The following is a 20,286-nucleotide window of genomic DNA, read 5'->3' as shown; positions in this document are numbered from 1 at the left end:
AAAAGAAAGGAAAGACTTATGACAGAACTTTTTAATATTGAAAAAATCAAGTATGAGGGACCAGGCAGCAACAATGATCTGGCTTTCAAATTTTACAATCCGGACCAGATCGTTCTCGGAAAACCGATGAAAGAACACCTTCCCTTCGCCATGGCTTGGTGGCACAATCTCTGTAATGCAGGTAAGGATATTTTCGGAGATGAAACCGCAGACAAATCCTTCGGCGCAGAAAAGAGCACTATGGATCATGCCAAAGCGAAGGTGGATGCCGGTTTTGAAATGATGGAAAAGCTTGGAATCGAGTACTTCTGCTTCCACGATGTGGATCTGATTCCTGAAGCCGATGATATCAAGGAAACAAACAGAAGACTGGACGAGATTTCTGACTATATGGCAGAAAAAATGAAGGGCAGAAATATCAAGTGCCTTTGGGGGACCGCAAATCTATTCAGCAATCCAAGGTTTATGAATGGTGCGGGAAGCTCCAACTCAGCGGACATTTACTGTTTTGCAGCAGCTCAGATCAAGAAGGCTTTAGATCTGACCGTTAAACTTGGCGGAAAAGGCTATGTTTTCTGGGGAGGCAGAGAGGGCTATGAAACCTTGCTCAACACAGATGTTAAATTTGAAGTGGAAAACATCGCTAATTTGATGAAAATGGCTGTGGAATACGGAAGAAAAATCGGTTTCACCGGTGACTTCTATATTGAACCAAAACCAAAAGAACCTATGAAGCATCAGTATGACTTTGATGCGGCTACAGCGGTAGGCTTTCTGAGACAGTACGGCCTTGATAAAGATTTCAAGCTGAACATCGAAGCAAACCATGCAACGCTTGCAGGACATACCTTCCAGCACGATTTGCGGATTGCAGCCATCAACGGAATGCTGGGCTCCATCGATGCGAATCAGGGAGATAATCTCCTTGGCTGGGATACAGACCAGTTCCCGTCCAATGTATATGAAACGACACTTTGCATGTATGAAGTTCTCAAAGCCGGAGGAATCACCGGGGGACTGAACTTCGATGCCAAGGACAGACGTCCAAGCTATACAGATGAAGATATGTTCTATGGATTCATTCTGGGAATGGACGCTTTTGCTCTGGGTCTTTTGAAGGCAGCAAAGATTATTGAAGACGGTAGAATCGACGGCTTCCTGAAGGATCGATACAGCAGCTTTGAGAGCGGCATCGGCGCAGAGATCAGAGCCGGAAAAGCAACACTGGAAAGCCTGTCTGCATATGCAGAAGAAATGGGTGCTCCTGCGCTGCCGGAAAGCGGACGCCAGGAAAAACTGGAAGCCATCATGAACACAGTAATGTTTGGTTAAAGGAAGAAGTACTATGCAATATATTGGAATAGATCTTGGAACCTCTTCGGTTAAAATTCTCCTCATGAAAGCTGACGGGACAATACTTTCCTCCATTTCCAAAGATTATCCCGTCAGCTACCCGAAAACGGGCTGGTCGGAGCAAAATCCTGAGGATTGGCTCCGTCAGACTTTGGCGGGCCTCAAGGAACTGCTGGCTTCGGAAGAAGCGGATCAGAATCAAATTAAGGGCATCGGTATCGGCGGACAAATGCACGGACTGGTGGCGCTTGATGAGAAAGATCAGGTGATCCGACCTGCCATTCTTTGGAATGACGGACGAACAGAAGAGGAGACAGAGTACTTAAATACCGTAATCGGAACGGATAAGCTGTCTGATTTTACGGCGAACATCGCATTTGCAGGTTTCACAGCACCGAAAATACTCTGGATGCAGAAAAATGAGCCAGAGAAGTTTCAGGCTATCCAAAAGATAATGCTTCCAAAGGATTATCTTGTATATAAGCTTACCGGTGCTTTCACCACAGACGTTTCCGATGCGTCGGGAATGCTTTTGCTGGATGTAAAAAATCGTGCCTGGTCAAAGGAAATGATTGAAATCTGCGGAATTCAGGAGCAGATGCTTCCGGAGGTCAAAGAAAGCTATGACGTCTCCGGCTTTCTGAAACCAGAATTCGCGGGTGAGCTGGGACTTACGGAATCTGTGGCGGTAGTAGCAGGAGCCGGTGACAACGCTGCTGCGGCAATTGGAACAGGAACCGTGGAGGATGGAAGCTGCAATGTTTCTATCGGAACCTCAGGAACGGTATTCATCGCAAGCGACAGCTTTCGGGTCGGAGAAAACAACGCCATCCATTCCTTCGGGCATGCGAATGGCAAATACCATCTGATGGGTTGCATGCTCAGTGCGGCTTCCTGTTTGAAGTGGTGGCTTGAGGATATTTTAAAAACTACCGATTACCAGGGAGAACAGCAGGAAATCAAAGGACTTGGAGATAATCCGCTATACTTCCTGCCATATCTTATGGGGGAACGGTCACCGCATAATGATCCAAATGTCCGTGGAGCGTTTTTTGGGCTCGGTATGGATACCACACGAGCGCAGATGGTAGAAGCTGTTTTTGAAGGCGTTTCCTTCGCACTTAAGGATTCTCTCGAAATCGCAGAATCTCTCGGTATTGAAATCAAGAAGACGAAGCTGTGCGGAGGCGGAGCAAAGAGTCCTGTATGGCAGCAGATTCTGGCAAACATCCTGAATATCGAAGTAGAGCTTTTGGTGACAGAAGAAGGCCCCGCTCTAGGTGGTGCCATCCTTGCGGCAGTGGCTTGCGGAGAGTATGCTTCTGTAGAAGATGCCGCAAGAGCGATCGTAAAGGTTAAGGAAACCATAAAGCCTCAGCCGGAATTGACAGAAGCTTATGCACGAAAATATCAGGTATTCCGGGAATTATATCCTGCAATAAAAGGAGTTCTGTAAAAGGAACACACTTGCTTTTCATTTATTCTTCCATTCAATAGAAGAGAGTCTCCGGTACTCCGGAGGCTCTCTTTTTTTAGTGCAGGAAATATTGGGACTTACCGGCTCTTAACCTCGTTTACATTCTTAATCAGGATAGACATAGTTCCATCGCGATTCACGATAAATTCCACCTTACTGGGATCTTTCAGCAGCGCGGTGGGAATTTCCATCTTGATGCCGATATCAGTGATCAGCTTGTGGTTCTTCTCCAGGTCTTCATAGATCTGCTGGTTGATTTTTATCTTTTTCTCTGTAAATCCCTTCTGAGACAGTTCCTCTCGGTACTGACGCTGCATATCCGGACTGTCTGCGAAAGCGGCTTTGCTCAGTTCTTCAACGTCGATTTCAAGATTTTCATCTACGTTGTTCTTGATTGCCATCTTTACTTCAGCCTGTTTGAGTGAATCTCCAGAATAAAATTTCTTTACAACCTGCTCAGCGGACTTTTCTACCAGCTTGTACTGTTCTTTATAAGAACGGGCAGGACAAGTTCGAAGCAGGAGCGAGGACAGATAAAAGTCCTTTTGTCCGTTGATCTCATACTTTCTTTCCTTGATCCAGAGCTTCTTGCTGGAAAGGTCAATGAATACACATTCATCTATTTTCTGAGATTCTCCTGCAAAAAGCGTTCTATATTTGATGACGCTTGTGCTGCTTGCTTCGTCCATATTGACAAGACTGTGAGTATAAGCTTCCTTATAATTCAGCTTTAGAATACCCAAATAACGGCCCTGATCCTTTCTGAAGACTGCGAAATAAACATCTGCCGCAGGAATGTCCACATTGGCTGACATGATGCTGAACAGAACCTCTGACAGCTGCTGGCTAAAGGCCGCAAAGTGTTCTCCTGACGACTGATCCAGGACATCCCGTACCGGATTTTCTCCTTCGTCAAACTCGCATTCTTTCAGCTCGCTGTCCTTCCATAGACGTTCGATATGCTTTGTAAAGAATTCCTGCGACTCGTCCTGGGGCAGACCCTTTGCGGAAAGAACCGGCACTCCAGCATTGGGGTCGAGGATATGAAGAATTGATTTTTCTATGATAATTTCACTCATTTTAATACCTCTGATTTCGATCATTCTAGGGGGTTTGCCAGATACGATCCGGCTTGATTCACCTTTTAAGCTAGGCAGTATTCCATAATTATAGCATCTCAGCCGCCTGGTTTCAGTATTTTTATTATTTCGGTTTTTATTATTTATCCTGATGATATTTTGATATAATAAGAAGAAAAGCTAAATGATTCCAGGCGCACATCTAATCTGATATTTTTCAATCTGAAGCCAGGAAAGAAAAAACAAAGGAGAAAGAAACTAATGGAAGAAAAAAACACCATGATGGACTTTTTAGATGAGATAGAGAAGTCCATGGAACGAATTTATAAAGGGGATTTGCTAAAAGGCACCGTAATTTCAGTTAATGAGGAGACCGTCCTTGTTAACATCAACTATATATCGGATGGTATTATCAGGAGGGAAGGGATGACAGAAGACTTTGAATACCGAGAAGGTGATGTCATTCCTGTCATCGTACTTGATCCCCATGATGCGGAAGGAAACGTGGTTCTTACCCACAGAGAGGCTGAGGAGCTGGACGGCTGGGAGGACCTGGAAGAGGCCTTCAAGAGCAAGAAGAGGCTGCTGGCTAAGGTGACAGCGGCAGTGAAAGGCGGGGTTTCTGCAACGTACCGGAATGTGAGCTGCTTTATCCCTGCATCACTCCTATCCTATCGGTATGTTGAGGATCTTTCTGCATTTGCAGGCAAAACTCTCGAAGTCGTTGTTGAGGACTTTGACAGAGAAAAAAAACGGGTGGTTCTCTCTCGAAAAGCGGTAGAGTCCGCGGAACGGGATCAGCAGAAAAAGCAGCTGATGAAGGAACTGCAAGCTGGTGAAATGCGTCAGGGTGTAGTAACCAAGCTGATGAAATTTGGTGCCTTTGTCGATCTGGGCGGTGCTGAAGGGCTGATTCATCTTGATGACCTTGCATGGCACAGGGTCAATGATCCTTCAGAGGTGGTTTCAGAAGGCGATCAGGTAACCGTCTATGTGGCTAATATTGAACACAAAACTGGAAAGATCAGTCTAGTGCTAAAAAATGTTGATGAGGATCCATGGAAGGGCGTTGCCGATTATTACAAGGTCGGAGACTACGTTGAAGCCAAGGTGGTGCGTCTTCTGGATTTCGGTGCCTTCGTTGAAGTCGAAGAGGGGGTTGAGGGACTGGTGCATATCTCAGAAATATCTTCCGATCGTGTTCGGAAACCTTCCGATGTTCTGAAAGTTGGGGATGCTGTGCAGGCGGTGATCCTAAAAGTAGATGAAGAAAATAAGAAGATGAGCCTCAGCATTAAGGAAGCAGAGGGACAGGTTCACGACGATGTTGAGCTGGTTACAGAAGAATCGTCTGCTACCCTGGGCGATCTATTTGGAGATAAGTTTAAAGACTTTTTTAAGAAATAAATAGATCGTCGTACCAATATAGCTGATCATAGAGTGGGTATCCGCTCTACTTATAACAAAAAAGGGAAACGGGGGAACCATTATGGTTGGTAGAGAAGGTGGAGTCCTTTCCATAAGGGATTTGAAAATGAATTTCGGTGCCAAGGAGGTACTGAAGGGTGTCAATTTGGACGTTGATCCGGGGGAAATCATCGGATATATCGGGGCAAACGGGGCAGGCAAGAGCACCACGGTAAAAATCATGCTCGGCCTGCTCACAGGATATACTGGAAACGTAAAAATTCTGGGGAAGGATATTGCTGAGGGCGATATCGAATACAAGCGCAGGATAGGATACGTACCGGAAATCGCAGAAATTTACGATACTCTCACCGCCAGAGAGTATCTTACCTTTATTGGAGCGCTTTACGGCTTAGCGTATGAAACGACAGAAATAAAGGCCCGGAAGCTGATGCGCCTCTTTGACATCGAAGACATGTTTGATTCTAAAATCGCAGCATGCTCCAAAGGAATGAAGCAAAAGGTAATGATCATCGCAAGTCTGCTTCATAATCCGGACATTCTGTTCTTGGATGAGCCCCTAAGCGGCCTGGACGCAAACAGTATGCTGGTGGTCAAAGAAATTCTGGCCCGCCTGGCGGCTCAGGGCAAAACCGTGTTTTATTCTTCTCATATCATGGATGTGGTAGAAAAAATCAGCCACAGGATTGTTCTTTTGAACGATGGCATTGTGGCTGCCGATGGAAGTTTTGATGAGCTGAAGAATCAGCTGCGGGAGGGGAGTCTGGAGGAAATCTTCAACCAGCTTACCGGATTTAAGGAACATGCGTCTATTGCGGAAGAATTCACTGCGGTCGTTCAGGGGGCGTAGGATAAAATGAAAGAATTACGGGTATTAAAATTACTGGATCGGGTTGCGTTCCTTTTTAAAATACTGGGTGCAGACTACATATTGATGAGAAAAATCCTGGAAATCAAACTGATTATGGACGGGAGACGGATACCAACGGTTTTAAATAACAACAAGGAGGCTGAGGCAACCAAGGAAAAGAATCATTTCTTAAGCTCTCTTTGGGTTTATACGCTGATGGGGGCAATCACCGTCCCCTTTATCATCATGGGGGATCATTATATTTTCCAAATGAGTCTCGTGTTTGGAATCTATCTGTTTATGATTATGTCCACGCTGATTTCTGATTTCTCCTCGGTACTGCTGGATCTGAGGGATAAAAATGTTCTGCTGTCTAAACCAGTGGATGCGAAAACTGTCAGTATGGCAAAAACCGTTCATGTTCTTATTTATATGAGCTTTATTTCCGTCGCTTTTGCGGGGATCCCCATCCTGGTGTCACTGGTCAGGCATGGTATATTGTTTGCGCTGGTTTTTGTCTGTGAGATCATTCTGGCAGATCTTTTTATTGTGGCCGTTACGGCATTGATTTATCTGCTGGTTTTAAAGGTATTTGACGGTGAGAAGCTAAAGGATATTATCAACTATGTTCAAATTGCGCTGGCTATTGTGATTGCCATAGGATATCAGCTGATCGGAAGGTTATTTCAATTTACAGAACTCAGTGCTGTATTCATACCGAAATGGTGGCAGTGTTTTGTGGTTCCTGTATGGTTTGGCGCACCTTTTGAGATTCTTTTGAACGGTTCTAAGAACGGCTATTTTGGGTTATTTTCTCTTTTGGCTCTTTTGATGCCGATTATTTCAATTCTAATGTTTCTCAGGCTTATGCCAGTCTTTGAAAGAAATTTGCAAAAACTTGCCAGTTACAGCGGAAGCAGACGCAAGAGCCGCCTTAGGCTGTCTGAAAAAATGGCGAGGCTGGTTTGTTTCAGCCGTGAGGAAAGGACTTTTTACAGATTTGCAATGGATATGATGCGGAACGAAAGAGAGTTTAAACTTCAGGTTTATCCCTCTCTGGGCCTGTCCATTGTTTTTCCGTTTCTCTTTATTATGAACGAGATTGCTTACGGTTCTTCATCGCTTCCTTTGAGCCCAAACTATTGCCTTCATCTGTATTTTGGCGCAATTTTTTTGCCAAGTGTAATACAAATGATGAAATGCTCAGCAAACTATAGGGCTGCATGGATTTATAAAACTGCTCCGGTAAAGGATGTGGGTGCCATTTACAAAGGCACTATGAAGGCCCTCCTGGTCAGACTCTTTTTACCGGTTTTTTTCCTCGAAAGCATTATTTTTGTCATGCTTCTGGGAAGTGGAATCATTCCCAATCTGATTGGCATCTTCCTGAATATTATGTTGTTTTCCGTTGTTTGCTTTCATATTTTTGAAAAGAAATTGCCGTTTTCAGAAGGCTTTGGCAGTGGTCAGAAGGGGTCGTTGGCTGCCATTCCAACACTCTTTATTCTTGGAGCGCTGGCAGGTGCCCATTATTTCTTGATTTCTGCATGGTTTGGGTCAGGCGGTATCTATGGGGTAATCCTTCTTTCCGCAGCGGCCAACGTTGTTCTTTGGAGAAAGGCCTTTGCTGTAAAGAGGAAACCTCTTTGAGCATTACGGGAAATAGAACGTCTGGATAATTCTTTCATATAATGAAGGAATCGGATGTCAATAGGAAACAAGCATCATGCAGAGCTTAATGAAGGGGGGGTACTTTTGAACTTCGAAACCCAGGAGATGATAACCTTGCCGGTACAGGATAATTTCTGTTTCAGCTTTGAACAGATGAATATCAACAGTACTTTTCAGGGGCTATGGACAAGGCTGGCAGTGCTGATGAGAAGCTCCATTTATTCCTCCCTATTGGAACTTTCCAATCAACCAATTGTGATGAACGCGCTTTTCCAGCTGCCGGTTGAATTTAAAGATTCGTTTCAGATGTTTTACGGGGCAGAGGTTTCGCAGCGCTATGCGAATCTGTTTACCGACTTTCTGGCGAGAGGGTCCCATGTTGTAGATGGTATAAAAACCAATAACCAAGATATGGTTGATCAAGCAACAAGAGGTTGGTATCTGACAGGTGATCACATTGCAAACTTCCTGGGAACCATCAATTTGTTCTGGGACAGCAGGCAGTGGAATCTCCTGCTGAGCCAATATATAAATTTAAAAGTCCAGATGATCTTGTCAATCGCAACGGAAGACTATCAAAAGGAGATGGACCTTTTAAACCGGATTTTTGATCTGACTTCCATTATGGGCTCCTATATGGCGAGGGGGGTTATTGCCAGAGAACTGCAAAAGACAGGCTGCTAAAAAGGAAATCGGTGTTAAATTTTGGTTAAATTTTTGATTATTCTGATTTCTCTATCTTTTTGAGGGTAGTTAATCTATAATTACACAAGGGGTGTCGGAAAGGGCTGCTTCGTCTATTCAAAAAAATGGCGGACATGCGTTCTGAAAAGGGGGTTAGAGCGGGTACCTTTATTGGTTCTTCTGAGAAAGGCAACTTGGAGGAGCCCGGTGTCCAAGGGGGATGCCAATTACTAAAAAGGAGAGACTTGCTATGAATGAAAAAACCCTCAATCTAAAAAACGGCAAAAAAGTAAAAGACAGCAGCAATATTGGCAAGAGCAAGGGGACACTGCTTACAAAAATTCTGCTGTATATCGGAGTCCCTATTCTGGCGGCATACGGAGTATCATCATTCATTACACTAAACACGGTGAACAAAACGATAACGGATCTGACGACGAAACAGCTGGTTTCTGAATCAGAGGCGGCTGCCAAGGACATCGGGGGAAGGTTTAATGAATACCTTAAAATTACTGAGACAATGGCGCAAAGCAGTCAACTGGAGGATATCGTACTGGAACTGCAGCCAGGTATGACTGCGGATCTTGCACCTTCCTTCAAAAAGGCTGAGAATTCGCTGTCAAGTGTTAAGGCGATGGAGCCGGACACGATTATCGAAGCATGGGTGGCTGATGTGGATACTAATCAGCTCGTACTTTCCAGCGGTTATTTTTCAAGCCCTGATTGGGTAGCGGTAAAAAGACCTTGGTTTATTCAAATGGCTGAAGCGAATGCACCGACCATGACCTCTCCCTATCTGGATGCTTTGACCGGAAAGCTTGTTGTAACCGCAGTTACTCCCATTTACAGGGAGGGTACCAATGAAATTATCGGTGCAGCAGGACTTGATTTCCTGCTTGATGGAATTTCTGAGACCATTGCGAGCTATCAGCTTGGAGATACGGGATACTTTATTCTTGCGGACAGTACGGGCCAGATCATTTATCATCCGAGCAAAGACTATCTAAATACAAATGTCAAGGATGCGGATTTGTCCGATAACGTGAAGGATGCAATCTTAGGCCATCAGACAGGAAGTATTGAATACACCGATGGAAACCAAGAAATTCACGGGTACCTTTCGGAGGTGGGAAATACCGGCTGGACTGTAACAACGGCACTGCCCAATCAGGAGTTTCACAGTACATATCATTCGTTGCAGAGCGTAACCCTAGGAATCATATTTGCAGTATTACTTATCATAGGAGTAATGATCGTCGCTGTTTCCAGAAGAATTGTGACACCGATCAGGCAGCTGGCTTTTATTGCTCATAAGCTTGCAGTGGGGGATGTAGACGTTGAGACAAATCGGGTTAATGTTATGAGCGACGAGCTGGATGAGCTGGCTGGGGCTTTCGCTGCAATGGCGGATAACATTCGGGAACAGTCAAAGGCTGCTGAGCGAATCGCAGCGGGTGATTTGTCGGTGGAGATTCAGGCAAGATCAGAAAAGGATGTTCTTGGATTTAGCATGGCTACGGTAATTGACACGTTAAAAAATCTGATTGAAGAAGCAGGCGGGCTGAATGCAGCTGCGGCTTCCGGCAAGCTGGAAACCAGAGGAGATATCACTCGGTTTAGTGGTGGGTATCGGGAGATTATTTCAGGAATCAACAGTACCCTTGATGCACTGATCAAACCGCTGAAGCTTTCTGCAAGCTATATTGAACGAATCAGCACGGGAGATATACCGGAAAAGATTGAAGAGGATTACCGCGGAGACTTTAATGAGATTAGAAATGATATCAATAAGTGCATCGAGGCAATTCAAGCATTGGTCGAGGATGCGGGAGGGCTTGCATCAGCAGCCCAAGAAGGCCGGCTCCAGGCTCGGGCAGACGGATCCAGGCACGGCGGGGATTTCCGAAGGATTGTAGAAGGTTTTAACGAAACGCTGGATTCTGTCATTAACCCCTTGACGATTACAGCGGGTTATATCCAGCAAATCGGTAACGGCAGTATTCCAGAAAAGATTACAGATACGTTCCAAGGAGATTTCAACGAACTCAAAGAGAGTATTAACGCTTGCATTGATGGACTTGACGGATTAAAGGAGTCCAGGGATGTCTTAAAGAAGATGAGTGTCAACGATTATTCGGTACAGGTGCAGGGAGATTATAAAGGCATTTTCGAGGAGATTGCAAGCTCTGTAAACGGAGTGTCAAACCGGGTAAAAAATAGCATCAGAATCATCAATAATGTATCGATAGGAAATCTTGAAGATTTATCGGAACTCAAGGCAATTGGAAGCCGAAGCGACAACGATACGCTGGTACCGGCTCTGGTTACGATGATGAGGAACATTGAAGCTCTGGTGGAGGAAACCGGCACACTTTCGGAAGCATCTGTTAAAGGACAGCTTACAGTCAGAGGAAACACAGGCAGATTCCAAGGAGAATTTGAGAAGATCATTGATGGAATTAACCGAACGATGGATGCTGTCATCGAGCCGATCAATGAAGCCGCAGCTGTCCTGGAGCAGATGTCGGAAGGTCACTTGAATGTACTGATGGAAGGAAATTATCAGGGCGATTACGCAAAGATTAAAGAGGCGCTGAACGCTACCATCGGAAATCTTCAGGTATATATCGGTGAAATTTCTCATGTGCTTTCTCAGATCGGAGAGGGGAATCTCCAATTAGCAATTGAATCAGAATACAAGGGGAACTTTGTGGAGATAAAAAACTCGCTGAACGGTATTATTTCATCCTTGAGCGAAGTACTTGGGAATATCGGTGAAGCGGCAAATCAGGTAAATGCGGGCGCCCGTCAGGTGTCCGACGGAAGCCAGACCCTGTCCCAAGGATCTACGGAGCAAGCCAGCTCTGTGGAGGAACTGTCTGCCTCAATATCGGAAATTGCTTCACAGACAAAGCAAAATGCGGTCAATGCCAATCTTGCAAATGAACTCGCCAGTGAGGCAAAGGAATTTGCAGAGAAGGGGAATGCGCATATGAAAGAGATGCTGCGTTCCATGGAGGAAATCAACGCATCCTCTGCTAATATCTCACAAATCATAAAAGTAATTGACGACATTGCTTTTCAGACTAATATCCTTGCGCTGAATGCTGCTGTGGAAGCAGCTAGGGCCGGCCTCCATGGCAAAGGCTTCGCTGTTGTTGCAGAGGAAGTGCGCAATCTGGCGGCAAGGAGTGCCAAAGCTGTAAAGGAAACAGCGGAACTAATCGATGGTTCTGTCGCCAAAGCAGGAGCAGGAACTAAGATTGCAAAGGAAACAGCTGAAGCTCTGAAGGGAATTGTCATCAAGGTAGGCGAAGCTGCAGACCTGGTCAGCAATATTGCTGGGGCATCGAATGAACAAGCCACAGGAATCGCCCAGATCAACAAGGGAATCGAACAGGTATCGATGGTAATTCAGAACAATTCGGCTACGGCGGAGGAAAGTGCTGCAGCGAGTGAAGAATTATCTTCTCAGTCCGAATATTTGAGAGAAATGGTGGGAACCTTCCAAATCAAGGGTTTGGCTTCACCTGCGCAGAACAAGCAACTTTCAGCTCCTGCGCATCGTAAAGGCACATCCGCTTCTGAAGCGCAATTCAGGCAAAATTCTCCGACAATCTTACTCGGGGGAGAATCAGATAAGTACTAGCCCTTTTGACAAAAAGACCGGTTATCCCGGTCTTTTTGTTTTGAAATAGTTCTTTGTTTTATTTGAAAACAGTATGAAAATTCAGCAATGATGGGGTATAATCTAAAAAAGATGATTTCTGACAAGATACGAGGGTAAAAATGAAATTTAAATATGCGTATGCGGCTGTTCCCTGCAATAGCGAGCAGGGAGGGATGCCGCTGCTAAGAAGCAGTGTTGTCACTACTGAAGAAAACGGCATCTTTATCATTGCCATAGAGGGCGCGATTCAGGGAAAAAATATCACAGTTCCTAAAAAGAGCCCAAAATCAAACCATGAGACTGATTTGGAAGTTTTGCTGCAATTCGTAACGGAGCGGTTTGAACAGCTCTATTCCATGACAGAGGAGCAGGCGAGACGGGAACTGATACAAGGGATCACACAAAACACGAAACAAAGATCAGCCCGCAGAGGGGTTGGTGTTCCACTGCTTATGGCTGCAATGAAGAACGGACGATATCTTGTCTGCTGCTGCGGAGACGGCATCGTGGGACTGAGGGAAGGCGATCTGCAGAAAGGCTGGTCTGTTATCAATCAACCGCAAGCTGGTTTCGAAACCGCGAAACCGGGCGCAGAAAGCCTGAAGGTCTCTATGGGCCTGATGGATCAGGATTTTACATTGGTTCTGATGAACAGCGGGGCCTGCGCAAGCCTTTATAATTACGGCGAAGAAGGAATCTCGTCTGCTTGCGGGACGTTTGGTGCTTGGCTCAAAGAGTATGACGGAGAAACGGTGAGCGAAGCGCTGACAGAAAATATCGAAAAATACTTTATTAAAGAAGCACAGGGTGATATCTGCGTTGCAGTGGTGGTGCCTGAAGCCGGTGAAGAAGCTGAGGAAGAAGCCGAGGAAGCAACTGAACAAATTGAACTTGCTGAGGAAGAAGCCGAGGAAGCAGCTGAGCCAGCAGCCGAACAAATTGAACTTGCTGAGGAAGAAGCTGAGCCAGCAGCCGAACAAATTGAACTTGCTGAGGAAGAAGCCGAGGAAGCAGCTGAGCCAGCAGCCGACCAAATTGAACTTGCTGAAGAAGTTGAGACAAGAGTTGAGACAGAAGCGGATGCCAATGCTGTGGCGAAGAAGCTTTTTGAGAGACGCCCCTTCTCAATTAAGGGAGGACCTAAGCGGGTAATGCTTGCTGCGGTGGTTTTAATGCTCACAGCGGCAGTGATCTTTGCAGCATGGATTGGGCAGGCTGGTTTTGGAAATTCTGATACGGTACCTCCGAAGGGGGGCGGCCCTGAGATTGCCGCCGAAGGCGGACCGGAACAGGATGATTCAGGGAACGGCAAGCAAACGCAGAACGGGGAGGATACGCCAGATTCCTCGCAAGAGCTGGATCCTGAAAATATTAATCCGGCGGAGCATGAACCCATGATCTCCTTTGCTGTGAGTCAGCCGAAGGCATACGAACCAGGGTTTTATCGGGTAGGACAAGATCTTCCTGCGGGAGAATACTTCTTCTGGACAGGAGAAATGCTTGGAAAGGACAGCATCGAGATTAACGGAGAAACCGCACTCAGTGATGACCTGTATTGTATGACAGTTCAGGTGGCAGACGGAGAAACCTTATCCAGTAATTATCGTTTCACATCGGTGGAAAACGTCAACCCTATCAAGATAACCGGCGGGATTCTTATCAGCGGGAAGTATCGAATCGGGAAAGATATCGCGCCGGGCGAATATGAAATCTTTCCGGAAAAAGGAAAGGCCCCGGGGAGATATTACTCGGTTCTGGGCGGTAAAATCAGCAGCAACACGGAAGTGAGCGGCAGAATCACTGTGACGGTTCCGGAGGAAGGCTACATCGTGCTGTACCGGTCTTATCTGGCTGTTCCCGAAGTGTAATGGATGATACCTTTCTTTGTTAAGGAGGGTGGGTAGAAGAACAAGTGCAATGAACCCTTGTGGGGCTGACTGCACTTGTTTTTTTGTATCTATTAAATAGTTGGCTAAGCAAAACGGACAGAGCAGGAGTATAAAAGTATTTCACTAAAGTGTTCGTTCAAATTCCGCTTGCTCTTTTGCCCAATCTCTCAAAGCAGTCAATCCGGGTATGAGCTTTTTCCCTTGTTCCGTTAATCCATATTCAACATGAGGTGGAATTTCAGAATATTGGATTCGTTCAACCAGTCCATGATGTTCCAATTCTTGCAAAGACCGAGTAAGCATGATGTTCGTGATTCCGCATACTTGTCTTTTTAGTTCATTATATCGCGTTTTTCCGAAGGATAATCTCCAAAGTATGGGGAGTTTCCACCGACCGCTAATGATAGTGAATGCATTAATAACGTCACAGGAACCATCATACCAGTTTGTCATATTCATGCAGCAAATCTCCTTTCGATCAATTAGGGCACAAAAATGTGCGTACTGTCATTTTTTTATCTCGGTACTATACTGAATATATCAAAAAATCAGAAAAAATAAAGGAGATAATTGAAATGAATGTTGATGAAGCGATTTGCAAAAGGAAGGCAACCCGTGCAATGTTATCCACCCCTATTTCAGCTGTGACGATAAAGGAACTCATTGAACTGGCCGGAAGGACACCATCCTGGGGAAATAGCCAGCCTTGGGACGTATCTGTTGTCACAGGCGATAAATTGGCAACCCTTAAAATGCGCTGGAGAAAAGAATTTTCTCAAGGGATTCCTCCGGCACGTCCTGACATAGCTGCTCCCGGCCATAAGGATTGGGATAAGGTGCCCAGATGCAGCGAAAATATAATTCGTTGGAAAAAGCATCGTCTTGAAGAAATGGATATTTCCAGCGAACAACATGATAAATATAGCATGGATCTGATGCTTGATTTCTATCATGCCCCAGTTTGCATATATTTAGGACTTCACCAATCTCACGGAGCATATTCTTTCTATGATATTGGCGCATTTAGTCAAACTTTAATGCTGGCTGCTGCAGAGAGGGGAATACAATCCATACCTGCGTTTAGCTTAGTTTATTTTGGTGATATTTTACATGAGGAATTAAATATTGCCGAGGACATTTCTCTTTTTATGGGGATATGTTTGGGATATGCTGATGATTCTCATATTATGAATCAGCCAAACAGTGAGCGCATACCGAGTGAGCAATTTATGCATTGTTATCGGTAACAGGAGTAAGCGGACATTTGAACTGAATGGTAATCCGTCTCATAAACCTGAGAAATGATCAAGTACGAACATACGAACTTACTGATCATGGGATTCAGAGGAGAAAAGAAAATTCATTTAATTTATATTGGTTTTCGAAGGTTTGCGGGGTTTTTTATAGTTATTTCCATTGACGCATCCGACATAGTGTGATAAAATTTCATTTAAAACGATTGATTTTAAGAATATTCTGAAAGTTTAATACAGTTTTAGATTGAATATTCTGAAAGAAAAGGGTGTGAAAGTATGGATAATGAAACTTATCAGCAGCAGAGTAAGGAGCCTCGACAGCAGAGCGCTGATCTGCAGCAGGGCGGAGGATATCCGCAAAGACAGGGACTATATGATCCCGCATTTGAACATGACGCTTGCGGTATGGGTTTTGTCGCAAATGTCAATGGAGAACTATCTCACGACGTGATCGATGAAGCACTGACGGTACTGGAGAACTTATCTCACAGAGGGGCAAGCGGAGCCGATGAGAATTCCGGAGACGGTGCAGGAATTCTGGTTCAGATTCCCCACGACTTTTTCAAACGGGAATGTGAAGTGATCGGATTTGATCTTCCTGAAATGGGAAACTACGCGGTGGGCATGATCTTTGCGCACAAATACGACGACTTCAGAACTGTTCAGCAGGAGGCTTTTGAAGCCATTGCCGTTGAGGAAGGACAGAAGGTTCTTGGATGGAGAGAGGTTCCCGTCGATTTGACTACCATTGGGCAGACTGCTCTGGCATCCCTCCCAAGACTGATACAAGTCTTCATTGAAAAAAGTCCTGACATCAAGGACGACATGGACTTTGAACGAAAGCTCTACATAATCAGAAAAAGGGCGGAGAAGACCATTATTCCCATGTGTGAAGACAAAGGAGGAACCTTTTATGTTTCCAGCCTGTCTTCCAAAACCATTGTTTATAAAGGAATGCTCACGGCAGAACAGCTGAGAAATTTTTATCTCGATCTGTCTGATCTGGATTTTGTATCTGCTCTTGCTATGGTCCACTCCAGATTCAGTACAAACACCTTTCCCAGCTGGGAGCGTGCGCATCCTAACAGATATATTGTCCACAACGGAGAAATCAACACCATCAGAGGAAACGTCAACTGGATGAAAGCAAGACAGAAAGGCATTATTAACTCTCCTCTGTTTGAAGATATCAGTAAAGTTTATCCGATCATAGATGAAACCGGCAGTGATTCAGCCATGTTTGACAACAGCCTGGAGTTTCTTTATCTGACAGGGAGATCCCTTCCTCATTCCATCATGATGATGATTCCTGAGCCATGGGAAAAGAATGATCTTATGTCCTGGGAAAAGAAGGAATTCTATAAGTTCAACAACTTCATCATGGAGCCATGGGACGGACCTGCTGCCATAGGCTTTACCGACGGTGTCGTCATCGGCGGCGTTCTTGACAGAAACGGTCTCAGGCCCGGCAGATATTACGTGACGACGGATGATAAGGTGATTCTGGCATCAGAGGTAGGCGTCATCGATATCAAGCCTGAGAAGGTCAAATATAAGGGCAGACTGGAACCGGGCAAGATGCTTCTGGTGGATACCAAGAAAAAGAAAATTATTTCCGACGAAGAGATCAAAATGGAAATCGCAGCGGAATATCCATATAAAGAGTGGAACAACCGCCATATCGTAAAGCTGTCAGAGCTTCCTGTCCCCGTAGAAACCGTAACGCCGCTAAAGGATGATTTATTTACACAGCAAAAGGCGTTCGGATATACCTATGAGGATATCACCAAGACAATCCAGCCCCTTGCTGCAGACGGAAACGATCCCCTGGGCTCCATGGGTGTGGACTCCCCGCTGGCAGTATTGTCAGAAAAGCCCCAGATGCTTTATCTGTATTTCAAGCAGCTTTTTGCGCAAGTTACGAATCCTCCAATAGATGGAATCCGGGAGGAAATGATCACCTCAAGCAGCGTATTGCTTGGAGTGTCTGGAAACTTGCTGGATCCCAATGATGAAAAGTCAGCCAGCGTTTTTCTGGAGCACCCCATCCTGACCAATGACCAGCTTGCAGCACTGAAAAATATCAGTGGTCCAAGGTTTAAATCTGTGACCCTCTCGATACTGTATAAGGTTTCCGATGGGGTCAGATCTATGGAGCGGGCACTTGAGCGTATCTTCAGACAGGCTGACAAGGCCATCGACGAAGGAGCCAACATCATCATTCTTTCCGACCGTGGCGTGTCGGCAGAGCATGCAGCAATACCTGCGCTTCTTGCTTCTGCGGGTTTGCATCATCATCTGATTCGAAAAGAGATCAGAACCAATATGGGTCTCGTGCTGGAATCCGGGGAACCAAGAGAGGTTCATCACTTCTGCACCCTGATTGGCTATGGCGTAACTGCCATCAATCCGTACATCGCCTATGAGACCATCAAAGATCTGGCGAAGAAAGACCAGCTTTCCGGCTTAAGTCCAGAAGAGGGAGTCAAGAACTATATCAAAGGATCAGTAAAAGGAATCATGAAGGTTCTCACCAAAATGGGCATTTCAACGATGCGCAGCTACCACGGTTCGCAGATCTTTGAGTCCGTTGGAATCAGAAAGGCTGTCATCGATAAATACTTTACCATGACCGCATCCAGACTGGAAGGCATTGGCCTGGAAGAGATTGAAGCAGAAAACAGAATGCGTCACGAAAGTGCATTCAACGAAGCGTCACCCTACCGTGACACTTATGAGGTGGGCGGGTATTTTCAGTGCAAGGATGACGGTGAAATTCACATGTACAATCCGGAAACAATCTATTTGCTCCAAAAGGCGTGCAGAGAAGGAGATTATTCTCTTTACAAGGAGTATTCCAAGAAGATCAACTCCGAAGAAATCTATACATTGAGAAGTCTGATGGACTTCAACTATCACTCCGGTGACACCATTCCCATCGAAGAGGTCGAATCTGTAGAGAGCATCGTGAAGCGATTCAAGACAGGAGCTATGTCCTACGGCTCCATCAGTAAGGAAGCCCATGAAGCTCTTGCGATTGCCATGAACCGGCTCGGAGGAAAGAGCAACACCGGGGAAGGCGGAGAAGATAAAGAGCGCTTCAAAGTTATGGAAAATGGTGATACCAAAAACAGCGCAATCAAGCAAGTGGCTTCCGGACGGTTCGGCGTAACCTCAAGCTATCTGGTGAATGCAAAGGAAATCCAGATCAAGATGGCCCAGGGTGCAAAACCCGGAGAGGGGGGGCAGCTCCCTGGCAGAAAGGTCTATCCATGGATTGCGAAGGTCAGACATTCCACTCCCGGTGTAGGCTTGATTTCGCCGCCGCCTCATCATGATATTTACTCCATTGAGGATCTTGCAGAACTGATCCATGATTTAAAAAATGTCAACAGAGATGCCAGAATCAACGTAAAGCTGGTATCAGAAGTTGGAGTAGGAACCATCGCCGCAGGGGTTGCCAAAGGAAAGGCCGACGTTATTCTGATCAGCGGATACGATGGAGGAACCGGCGCATCCCCCAGAACCAGTATCCAAAATGCGGGGCTCCCGTGGGAACTGGGGCTTGCGGAAGCACATCAGACCCTGCTGCTGAACAAACTGAGAGATAGAGTTGTACTGGAAACAGACGGTAAGCTGCTGTCCGGCAGAGATGTGGTCATCGCAGCGATGCTTGGTGCGGAGGAATTCGGTTTTGCCACAACGCCCCTCATCGTACTGGGCTGTGTCATGATGCGTGTATGCAATCTCAACACATGTCCGGTAGGCATTGCAACCCAGGATAAAGAGCTCCGTAAAAACTTTGCAGGAAAGCCTGAGTATGTGGAAAACTTTATGCGGTTCATCGCTCAGGAAATGCGAGAAATCATGGCGAAGCTTGGGTTCCGCACCATCAGCGAGATGGTTGGCAGAGCAGACATGATCCGCAGCAAGGACAATATCAGGCACTGGAAGGCAAGACATCTTGACCTGACCCAGATTTTATATCAACCCTATGTCAGTGCTGACGTAGGCAGATGCTGCACCACAAAGCAGAATCATTCTCTGGAAAAGTCGCTGGATATGAGTAAGCTTCTGAGAATGTGCAAACCGGCATTAGAGCGTAAAAAGCCCATGAGAGCAAAGCTTGCGATCAACAATGTCAACCGTGTTGTGGGAACCATTGTGGGCAGCGAAATTACAAAAAAGTATGGAGAACATGGCCTGCCAGAGGACACCATCAAAATGACCTTTGTTGGTTCTGCTGGTCAGAGCTTCGGCGCCTTTGCTCCCAAGGGCATGACGCTGGAGCTGGAGGGAGACTCCAACGACTATATCGGAAAAGGTCTTTCCGGCGGAAAGATCATCGTTTATCCTCCTAAGACCGCCAGCTATCTGCCCCAGGATAATATTCTGATCGGAAACGTTGCTTTCTATGGTGCAACTGACGGAGAAGCCTATATCAACGGAATTGCCGGTGAGCGGTTCTGCGTCAGAAACAGCGGTGTGAAGGCCGTTGTAGAAGGTGTGGGAGATCATGGTTGTGAATACATGACGGGAGGCAAGGTTGTCATTCTGGGCAAGACCGGAAGAAACTTCGCCGCAGGTATGTCGGGAGGCATTGCTTATATTCTTGATTTTGATGAGGTATACTGTAACAAATCCATCGTCAAGCTGGAGAAGATTACCTCAGAGGATGAAATGTATCAGGTCAAGAATATGATCAAAAATCATGTAGAGCACACGGGCAGCCCCCTTGGCAAGGAAATCCTGCAGAACTGGAAAACCTACGTAAACCGCTTCACCAAAGTGATACCGAAGGATTACAAGAGAATGCTGGAAAACATTGATAAAGCTTACAAAGCCGGCCTGTCCGGTGAGGAAGCTATCATGATGGCATTTGAAAAGAATCATGGAGATGTATCAAAGGCAGTAGGGAACTAGGGGGTG

General features: G+C 45.7%; 12 protein-coding genes. 10 read left to right on the top strand and 2 right to left on the bottom strand.

Features of this window, described 5'->3' with window-relative positions; genetic code table 11:
• Positions 1-18: 18 nt before the first annotated feature.
• Entirely contained in the window at positions 19-1,332 is a 1,314-nt protein-coding gene (gene xylA, locus FRZ06_15885) for a xylose isomerase (GenBank protein QOX64720.1), read from the top strand.
• A gap of 13 nt (positions 1,333-1,345) precedes the next feature.
• Entirely contained in the window at positions 1,346-2,809 is a 1,464-nt protein-coding gene (gene xylB / locus FRZ06_15880; GenBank protein ID QOX64719.1) for a xylulokinase, read from the top strand.
• Positions 2,810-2,907: 98 nt separating this feature from the next.
• Here xylB and FRZ06_15875 read toward each other — a convergent pair whose 3' ends face one another.
• On the bottom strand, positions 2,908-3,933 hold the full coding sequence (locus FRZ06_15875; protein ID QOX64718.1) for a nucleoid-associated protein: 1,026 nt from the start codon (positions 3,931-3,933) through the stop codon (positions 2,908-2,910).
• 237 nt (positions 3,934-4,170) lie between these two features.
• Between FRZ06_15875 and rpsA the strand changes: the two genes are divergently transcribed.
• From rpsA to FRZ06_15845, 6 genes are all read left to right on the top strand, one after another.
• Entirely contained in the window at positions 4,171-5,316 is a 1,146-nt protein-coding gene (gene rpsA / locus FRZ06_15870; GenBank protein QOX64717.1) for a 30S ribosomal protein S1, read from the top strand.
• Positions 5,317-5,398: 82 nt separating this feature from the next.
• Entirely contained in the window at positions 5,399-6,187 is a 789-nt protein-coding gene (locus tag FRZ06_15865) for an ABC transporter ATP-binding protein (protein QOX64716.1), read from the top strand.
• Positions 6,188-6,193: 6 nt separating this feature from the next.
• Entirely contained in the window at positions 6,194-7,837 is a 1,644-nt protein-coding gene (locus tag FRZ06_15860) for a hypothetical protein (GenBank protein QOX64715.1), read from the top strand.
• Positions 7,838-7,942: 105 nt separating this feature from the next.
• Entirely contained in the window at positions 7,943-8,542 is a 600-nt protein-coding gene (locus FRZ06_15855) for a hypothetical protein (protein ID QOX64714.1), read from the top strand.
• 220 nt (positions 8,543-8,762) lie between these two features.
• Positions 8,763-12,191 (top strand): HAMP domain-containing protein, encoded by a 3,429-nt coding sequence (locus FRZ06_15850; protein ID QOX64713.1) that lies wholly within the window; start codon positions 8,763-8,765, stop codon positions 12,189-12,191.
• A 140-nt stretch (positions 12,192-12,331) separates the two neighbouring features.
• Positions 12,332-14,080 carry a hypothetical protein gene (locus FRZ06_15845; protein QOX64712.1) on the top strand — a complete coding sequence of 583 codons (1,749 nt, stop codon included), beginning with the start codon at positions 12,332-12,334 and terminating at the stop codon, positions 14,078-14,080.
• A gap of 144 nt (positions 14,081-14,224) precedes the next feature.
• Here the strand turns inward: FRZ06_15845 and FRZ06_15840 are convergent, their stop codons facing one another.
• Positions 14,225-14,560, bottom strand: a complete 336-nt coding sequence (locus FRZ06_15840; GenBank protein ID QOX64711.1) for a helix-turn-helix transcriptional regulator — start codon at positions 14,558-14,560, stop codon at positions 14,225-14,227.
• A 116-nt stretch (positions 14,561-14,676) separates the two neighbouring features.
• Here FRZ06_15840 and FRZ06_15835 point away from each other — a divergent pair, with 116 nt between their 5' ends.
• Both FRZ06_15835 and gltB read left to right on the top strand, forming a co-directional pair.
• The gene (locus tag FRZ06_15835) at positions 14,677-15,348 is read left to right on the top strand and encodes a hypothetical protein (GenBank protein ID QOX64710.1); all 672 of its coding nucleotides are present in this window, start codon (positions 14,677-14,679) and stop codon (positions 15,346-15,348) included.
• Between the two features lie 285 nt (positions 15,349-15,633).
• The gene (gene gltB, locus FRZ06_15830) at positions 15,634-20,280 is read left to right on the top strand and encodes a glutamate synthase large subunit (GenBank protein ID QOX64709.1); all 4,647 of its coding nucleotides are present in this window, start codon (positions 15,634-15,636) and stop codon (positions 20,278-20,280) included.
• The last annotated feature ends 6 nt before the right edge of the window (positions 20,281-20,286 follow it).

It is taken from the genome of Clostridiales bacterium (assembly GCA_015243575.1).
Taxonomy (GTDB): Bacteria; Bacillota; Clostridia; order Peptostreptococcales; family Anaerovoracaceae; genus Anoxybacterium; species Anoxybacterium hadale.
The sequence above is the reverse complement of the archived record's forward strand: the minus strand, read 5'-3'. Positions and strand labels throughout refer to the sequence as shown.

Coding starts and splice junctions, on each gene's coding strand:
- xylA (QOX64720.1), top strand. CDS start 19: ATGACAGAACTTTTTAATATTGAAAAAATCAAGTATGAGGGACCAGGC.
- xylB (QOX64719.1), top strand. CDS start 1,346: ATGCAATATATTGGAATAGATCTTGGAACCTCTTCGGTTAAAATTCTC.
- FRZ06_15875 (QOX64718.1), bottom strand. CDS start 3,933: ATGATCGAAATCAGAGGTATTAAAATGAGTGAAATTATCATAGAAAAA.
- rpsA (QOX64717.1), top strand. CDS start 4,171: ATGGAAGAAAAAAACACCATGATGGACTTTTTAGATGAGATAGAGAAG.
- FRZ06_15865 (QOX64716.1), top strand. CDS start 5,399: ATGGTTGGTAGAGAAGGTGGAGTCCTTTCCATAAGGGATTTGAAAATG.
- FRZ06_15860 (QOX64715.1), top strand. CDS start 6,194: ATGAAAGAATTACGGGTATTAAAATTACTGGATCGGGTTGCGTTCCTT.
- FRZ06_15850 (QOX64713.1), top strand. CDS start 8,763: ATGCCAATTACTAAAAAGGAGAGACTTGCTATGAATGAAAAAACCCTC.
- FRZ06_15845 (QOX64712.1), top strand. CDS start 12,332: ATGAAATTTAAATATGCGTATGCGGCTGTTCCCTGCAATAGCGAGCAG.
- FRZ06_15840 (QOX64711.1), bottom strand. CDS start 14,560: ATGAATATGACAAACTGGTATGATGGTTCCTGTGACGTTATTAATGCA.
- FRZ06_15835 (QOX64710.1), top strand. CDS start 14,677: ATGAATGTTGATGAAGCGATTTGCAAAAGGAAGGCAACCCGTGCAATG.
- gltB (QOX64709.1), top strand. CDS start 15,634: ATGGATAATGAAACTTATCAGCAGCAGAGTAAGGAGCCTCGACAGCAG.